At 64.9% G+C, this 6,651-nt stretch carries 8 protein-coding genes; 4 read left to right on the plus strand and 4 right to left on the minus strand.

Annotation, left to right across the window (positions count from 1 at the left end):
• Positions 1 to 259: 259 nt before the first annotated feature.
• Positions 260 to 1,006 (plus strand): acetoacetate decarboxylase family protein, encoded by a 747-nt coding sequence (locus tag A5785_RS18165; RefSeq protein WP_064868195.1) that lies wholly within the window; start codon positions 260 to 262, stop codon positions 1,004 to 1,006.
• A gap of 135 nt (positions 1,007 to 1,141) precedes the next feature.
• Positions 1,142 to 2,155, plus strand: coding sequence for a pirin family protein (locus A5785_RS18170; protein ID WP_064868197.1), 1,014 nt, complete (start codon positions 1,142 to 1,144; stop codon positions 2,153 to 2,155).
• A 44-nt stretch (positions 2,156 to 2,199) separates the two neighbouring features.
• Here the strand turns inward: A5785_RS18170 and A5785_RS18175 are convergent, their stop codons facing one another.
• Positions 2,200 to 2,865 (minus strand): CE1759 family FMN reductase, encoded by a 666-nt coding sequence (locus A5785_RS18175; protein ID WP_064868199.1) that lies wholly within the window; start codon positions 2,863 to 2,865, stop codon positions 2,200 to 2,202.
• Complete coding sequence (locus tag A5785_RS18180; protein WP_064868201.1) at positions 2,862 to 3,965, minus strand: LLM class flavin-dependent oxidoreductase; 1,104 nt, start codon at positions 3,963 to 3,965, stop codon at positions 2,862 to 2,864. The genes A5785_RS18175 and A5785_RS18180 overlap by 4 nt, the downstream gene beginning before the upstream one ends.
• A gap of 189 nt (positions 3,966 to 4,154) precedes the next feature.
• On the opposite strand from A5785_RS18180, the gene A5785_RS18185 reads away from it, so the two are divergent.
• Together A5785_RS18185 and A5785_RS18190 are read left to right on the plus strand one after the other, a co-directional pair.
• Positions 4,155 to 4,661, plus strand: a complete 507-nt coding sequence (locus A5785_RS18185; RefSeq protein ID WP_064868203.1) for a hypothetical protein — start codon at positions 4,155 to 4,157, stop codon at positions 4,659 to 4,661.
• Between the two features lie 177 nt (positions 4,662 to 4,838).
• Complete coding sequence (locus A5785_RS18190; RefSeq protein ID WP_064868205.1) at positions 4,839 to 5,471, plus strand: DUF4190 domain-containing protein; 633 nt, start codon at positions 4,839 to 4,841, stop codon at positions 5,469 to 5,471.
• Positions 5,472 to 5,569: 98 nt separating this feature from the next.
• On the opposite strand, the gene A5785_RS18195 is transcribed toward A5785_RS18190, so the two are convergent.
• Both A5785_RS18195 and A5785_RS18200 read right to left on the minus strand, forming a co-directional pair.
• Positions 5,570 to 5,875 (minus strand): hypothetical protein, encoded by a 306-nt coding sequence (locus tag A5785_RS18195; protein WP_064868206.1) that lies wholly within the window; start codon positions 5,873 to 5,875, stop codon positions 5,570 to 5,572.
• 242 nt (positions 5,876 to 6,117) lie between these two features.
• Positions 6,118 to 6,375: an MbtH family protein gene (locus A5785_RS18200; protein WP_064868209.1), complete on the minus strand. Its 258-nt coding sequence runs from the start codon at positions 6,373 to 6,375 to the stop codon at positions 6,118 to 6,120.
• Positions 6,376 to 6,651: the final 276 nt, after the last annotated feature.

The raw sequence follows: 6,651 nt of genomic DNA on the forward strand, positions 1-6,651 counted from the left end.
TGTTGCATTCGCAAGAATCGGCGCCGGAAAGCCGCACGCTAAATGTGTGTCCAATCGAAAGATATGGGTGCTGCAGCAACCACATCTATCGATAAGACACACATTCAGGCCGGGAGAGCAGACGGTATGCCAAACTAGAACACGTTCTTGTTTGTCCGTCCCGGCACGCTCGGGCGGCCACGTCACCAGAAGGCCGTCGCCGAGTGTCGCCGCCCGAATACGTCGCCGCCCGAATACATCACTGTCAGAAAGGGGCCTCATGCCCTCCCCGTCGACCCACACCGTCGCAGGTACCACGCTCACGATGCCCGTCGAGGTCAGAGATGCGCGGTGCATCGCTGCGGGATTCACCGCCGACGCCGACGCGATGGCGAGAACCATAGCGGCGTCGGGTGCCTCTCCGCTTCGTCCGCTGCGGATACGCCCGGGCCGCGGCATGGTGATGCTGGTGTTCGTCGACTACGTCGACGGAGATCTCGGCCCGTACAACGAGTTCGGGGTATGCCTGCTCGTCGAGAATCCGGCTGCGCCCGCGTCGCCGCTCAGCGCGCTCGGCTCTGTGGTGCGCGGCGATGCGCACGCGCTGATCCATCGACTCCCCGTCGACGGTGAGTTCACCCGACAGGCTGGACGTGGGATTTGGGGCTTTCCCAAGTTTCTCGCCGATTTCGACGTCGACCACGATGGCTCGCGTAAGCGCGGCAGTGTGTCGGAGGACGGACGGCTCATCGCTGCCCTCGAGACCGCACCGGGCCTGCCGGTCCCCGCGGCTCCGGGAGATGCGGGACTCACCGCCTACTCGTGCCTCGACGGAAAGCTGCGCTCGATACCGTGGCGACTCGGATCGCTGAGCGGCGTCCGGGCCCGGATCGGCGGCGCAACCCTCACGCTCGGCGGACACCCGATCGCGGACGAACTACGCGGCCTGAAGTTGGCCCGGCACGCCGCCATGACGATGTCGGTGGGACACCTGGCCATGACGTTCGACGACGCCACCGATCTCTGAGATCGCGCCGCGGACCGCTCGCCGATCGCACCGCGCACGCGTCGTCGACCCGACTGTTCCTAGACTGGCGTCATCAGCCCCAGAAGCCGAATAGCACAAGAGCCGATTAGCACAGAAGCCGAAAGGCGTGACGCCATGAGCAACCTCGAAGCACATCCGGCCGAAATCGACTGTCAGACCGAGGTCGAGAACGCCGACCCCGATCACAACGGATCGCTGCGGGTCGAGGTGCTCACCGCGCGCGACGTACCGCTCGGCGGCCCGCGTGCCATGACCGTGCACCGCACCCTGCCGCAGCGGGAGCGATCGCTGATCGGAGCGTGGTGTTTCGCCGACCATTACGGACCCGACGACGTCTCGGCCACCGGCGGCATGGATGTGCCTCCGCATCCGCACATCGGATTGCAAACGGTCAGTTGGCTTTTCACCGGTGAGATCGAGCATCGGGACACGATGGGCAATCATGCGATGGTGCGTCCGGGCGAACTGAACCTGATGACCTCGGGCCATGGCATCGCCCATACCGAGGTCTCCACCCCCGACACCTCGGTCCTACACGGCGTGCAGCTGTGGGTCGCGCTCCCTGCAGACGCGGCGAACACCGCGCGCGACTTCGCCCATTACGCACCACCGGCGATCACCGTCGGCGACGTGACGGCACTCGTCTTTCTCGGAACGTTGCTCGGCAGCACGTCGCCGGTCGAGACGTTCACGCCGCTGCTGGGCGCTGAACTGCGCATCCCGCCGGGAGCCGACGGCACCCTCGACGTCAACCCCGGATTCGAACACGGATTCCTCGTCGACTCGGGGCGGGTGGAGATCGTCGATTCGACGGCCGCCGCGCTCGAACGAACCGAACTCGGCTACGTCGGGATCGGCACCGACTCGATCACCCTGGCCAACCGCGGAGACGACGACGCCCGCGTCATCGTGCTCGGAGGCGCCCCGTTCGACGACGACATCATCATGTGGTGGAACTTCGTCGGCCGTAGCCACGAGGAGATCGTCGCCGCGCGCGAGGAGTGGATGGCGCACAGCGAGCGTTTCGGCCAGGTGCAGGGCTATACCGGCGAGGTACAGCACCTGCCCGCCCCCACCCTCCCCGGCACACGACTGCGCGCCCGGGAGAACACTCCCGGGCGCGCATAGGTACTCGTCGCGTCGGATATCGCAACGTCCGACGCACCTACCGGTCAGTCGCCGGCCAGCAGGCGTGCGAAGTTGGCGATCCCCGCCTCCTCGCCCGCATGGGCGCGCCGGTCACCATGATCGGAGTCCGGCGCCTGCGACGTGACCGCCGCCAGACCCGACCCACTCGACAGCAGGGCCGCCAATTGTGTCGCCGCGCGGCGGATTCGGTCGGAGAGCGACGTCGTGTCGCCCGAGGTCGACGCCCAGTCCTCCGACGCCGCGTACACGCCTGTCGGTACCACGACGGTGCGCAGGTAGCCGAACAGCGGGCGCAGCGCGTGGTCGAGGACCATCGAGTGCCGGGGGCTGCCGCCGGTCGCTGCGATGAGTACCGGCTTGCCCTCCATCGCATCGACATCGACAAGATCGAAGAACGACTTGAACAGACCCGAGTACGAGGCGTTGAACACCGGGGTCCCGACAATCAGCGCGTCGGCGTCCTCTACCGACCTGATGGCATCTGCCGCCGATCCCGTCGCGAATCCCGTTGCCAGCGAACGACCGATGTCCACAGCGAGATCGCGCAGATCGATGACCAGGACATCGACATCACGGCCATGCGCCCGCACGGTCGATGCGGTGTCGTCGACGAGCCGGTCGACGAGCATCCTCGTCGACGACGGCTCACTGAGCCCGGCGTTGACGGCGACCAGCTTCACCGCTGTCATACGTTCACCTGAGCTTCCTGCTCGGCGTCGGCGAGCTTGCGCGCAACGAGCGACTGGTGCGTCGGGGCGTCGGGAACATCTGCTGGACGGCCTTCCGCGAATCCCTTGCGGAGTTCGGGAAGTACTGCTCCGAGCTCGTCGAGTTGTTCGAGGACCGTCTTGAGCGGCAGACCCGCGTGGTCGACGAGGAACAACTGGCGCTGGTAGTCGCCGAAGGTCTCCCGGAACGAGAGCGTGCGGTCGACGAACTCCTGCGGGCTGCCAACGGTCAGCGGCGTCTCGCGGGTGAAGTCCTCCAAGGAGGGGCCGTGTCCGTACACGGGCGCGTTGTCGAAGTAGGGGCGGAACTCGTTGACGGCGTCCTGCGAGTTCTTCCGGATGAAGAACTGACCACCGAGTCCGACGATCGCCTGGCTCGCCTTTCCGTGACCGTAGTGCTCATAGCGCTGCCGGTAGATGTCGATCAGTCGCTTGGAGTGCTCGGCGGGCCAGAAGATGTGGTTGGCAAAGAAGCCGTCACCGTAGTACGCGGCCTGCTCGGCGATCTCCGGGCTGCGGATCGACCCGTGCCATACGAAGGGCGCGACGTCGTCGAGCGGACGCGGTGTCGAGGTGAACGACTGCAGCGGGGTACGGAACTTGCCCTCCCAGTCGACGACGTCCTCGGTCCAGAGGCGGTGCAGGAGGTGGTAGTTCTCGATCGCCAGCGGGATGCCCTGGCGGATGTCCTTGCCGAACCACGGATACACCGGGCCGGTGTTGCCGCGACCGAGCATCAGGTCGACGCGACCGTCGGCGAGGTGCTGCAGCATCGCGAAGTCCTCGGCGATCTTGACCGGATCATTGGTGGTGATCAGCGTCGTCGCGGTCGACAGCTGCAACGTGCTGGTCTGGGCTGCGATGTAGGCCAGCGTCGTCGTCGGCGACGACGAGAAGAACGGCGGATTGTGATGCTCACCGAGGGCATAGACGTCGAGGCCGATGTCCTCGGCCTTCTTGGCGATCGCCACCGATGCCTTGATGCGCTCGTGCTCGCTCGGCTCGACTCCCGTCGTCGGGTCGGCCGTGATGTCGCTGACGGAAAACAGTCCGAACTGCATTGTCATGCCTCCTGGGATGACGGATACGAAACCTTTCACTGGCCATAACCGGACCAAGGTCCGCTTAATTCCCTTGCCGACGGTACCGCACGAATCCTCCCGATGCAGTCCGGAGACCGTGGGTTAGTGTGTCCTTACCAACTACGTCACGAACTACGTCGTCAACCATTCACGTCGTCAGGAGTAGCAATGAAGCTTCGGAAATCTCTCGCAGCAGCCATGATCGCGGGCGCTGCACTCGTCGCCGTCGCGGGCTGTTCGGATTCGGACAGCGCCGGCGACACCGTGGCCAGCGCCACGAGCAAGGTCACCGAGGCGACCAGCCAGGCAGCGGCGGCCATCGCAGGCCTGACCAACTCCGACGCCCAGGACATCCTGCGTAAGGCAGTCGACTCGAACACCTCCTCGGAAGATCTCGAGAAGGTCGTGGACACCACCAATCCGGTCACCAAGACCGCAATCCAGGCGTACGCCAAGGGCGCGTCGGCTGCGGGATACGGACCCGATGTCTACACCGTCACAGAGGTCAAGAAGACCGGCGACGACAAGGCCGACGCCAGCGTCGAGGTGAAGAGCCCGCACTCCCCGAACCCGGCCAACATCACGCTCTCGTACGTGAAGGTCGACGGCGACTGGAAACTGTCCGGCGATGCCGTGACCCAGCTCAGCTCGATGATGGGCCAGCACGGGGGCTGATCCCCGACCGCCGGCGAAGCCCGGCCACACGCATGAAACTGCGCCGTCCCACGTACCACCGGGGCGGCGCAGTTGGCATCTGCGGGGCGGTGAGAGTCACCGGCCGGCACCGCCGAGCGGATTCGAGCAGCTGAGATCACCGTGTGGACCTCGGTACACTCGTCGCGAGGAGGGCCGATGCGTACCGAACACCAGACCGCGCCGATTGAACCGACGCTCACGCAGCGCTACGAGCGCTGGCCGTCGTCGAATGATCTCGAGTCGATGACGCTACCTCCGTCATCCGACGCCACCGCATACGACACGGTCACGGGATACGACACGGTCACGGGATACGACACGGTCACGGGATACGACGCCTCCGCATACGGCAACGCCCTCGCGACACACACACCCGGACGCCCACACCGCTCTCCGGTGCCCATGGCGCGAGTACGCGACACGACCAGGGATTCGCCGCTTCCGGAGGTGGGCGACTACTGGGACCTCACGCACCCCGACCGCGTCGCACTCACTCCCGTGCCCCTCGCGCCGGTACGTCCACTGCCGCAGCGGACCCGACCCGCACCCCTGTCGACCGCGTCGCTGGTGACCGCACTGGCCGCGCTGCCGCTCGTCCCGGTACTCGGGATCGGCGGCGTTCTAGGCGTCTTGTCGGTCGCGCTCGGAGCCGCAGGCGTTCGCCAGATCAACCGGAAGCCCGGCTACCACGGCAGCGCACGTGCCATCACCGGGATCGTCCTCGGCACGATCGCCGCATTGATCGGCGTGCCGATTCTGCTCCTGGTGCTGGTGGTTGTCGGCGTCTGAACACGACGCCCGCGCGATTCGCACCGCGATACTCACACCGAACTCGACAGTCGAGCACACCGTAGGCGAGGCTGCCCCGGCCGACGAAGCGGCGTCAGTCACATGGCGACGCGGAGATCGCCCGTCGACGGCGGTAGATGCCTACTCAGCCAGCCGACGATCTGATCGATGATCACACCTTGCCGATCAGGATTTCCCACCGACGACAACGACGGCAAGGTGTGCATGATGGCCGCGTAGAACGCCGAGTCACGCGACATTCCGTGCTTGCCCACCACAGCCGCGTACGCCGTGATCGCCTCCCCGAGCGAACCGTAGGTGACGACGTCTCCCGCCACTCGTACAGCCGGTAGCCAGGGCGTCACCTGCGCCCTCGTCTGAATATCACTCAACAATTGGTCCATTTGCCGCTCCCCCACGGAACTCTGTTGTCGCACCATACGGCATCACTTCACCGATCGACTGACTGTGATCAAGCATTCCCTGCTGGTTACGGGTTGAAAACCCGGGAGCCACAACTGTGACGTACAACACACATGGACGTTTGTCCATCGTCCACTCGAATTTAACGTGAGATACGCATGGGATTCTTGAGTGTTGCTGATGCTGCAGTGAAAGCGATGCTCGGACGTTACCTAGTCCACGGTCAGGGCTGATCTCCGGCATCTGCTCCCGACCCATCGGCAGCGGCCTTGTCGGCCTCCATCGCCTCGATCAGACTCTTGGGACGCAGGTCGGTCCAGTTCTTCTCGACGTACTCCAGGCACGCAGCCCTGCTGTCCTCGCCGAACACCTTTGTCCACCCGGCGGGCACATCGGCGAAGGTCGGCCACAGCGAGTGCTGATTCTCGTCGTTGACCAGTACGTAGAAACGGCCGTTCTCATCATCGAATGGATTGGTCATCTCGCATCATCTCCCGGTGTTCTGTCCAACTCGTCTTCTGTGTCTGAAAACGTGTTCTGTGTCTTGGCTCGTTGGTGTCTGGCTCGTTGGTGGTGTCTGGCTCGTTGGTTACGTCGTACGACGGCACTGCCGTCTTGTCGCAGCGAATCCGGCAGCGCCGCATTCGCTGTGGTTGTCACTTGCCCGCCTTACACCCATGGCGTGAAGCGACAGTCGCCCTGAGAACGGGTGGCATCACACTCCCGCGATATTAGGCGACCCTGAGTTACCGGCCGA

The organism is Gordonia sp. 852002-50395_SCH5434458, from assembly GCF_001665905.1.
In the GTDB taxonomy this organism is placed as follows: domain Bacteria; phylum Actinomycetota; class Actinomycetes; order Mycobacteriales; family Mycobacteriaceae; genus Gordonia; species Gordonia jacobaea.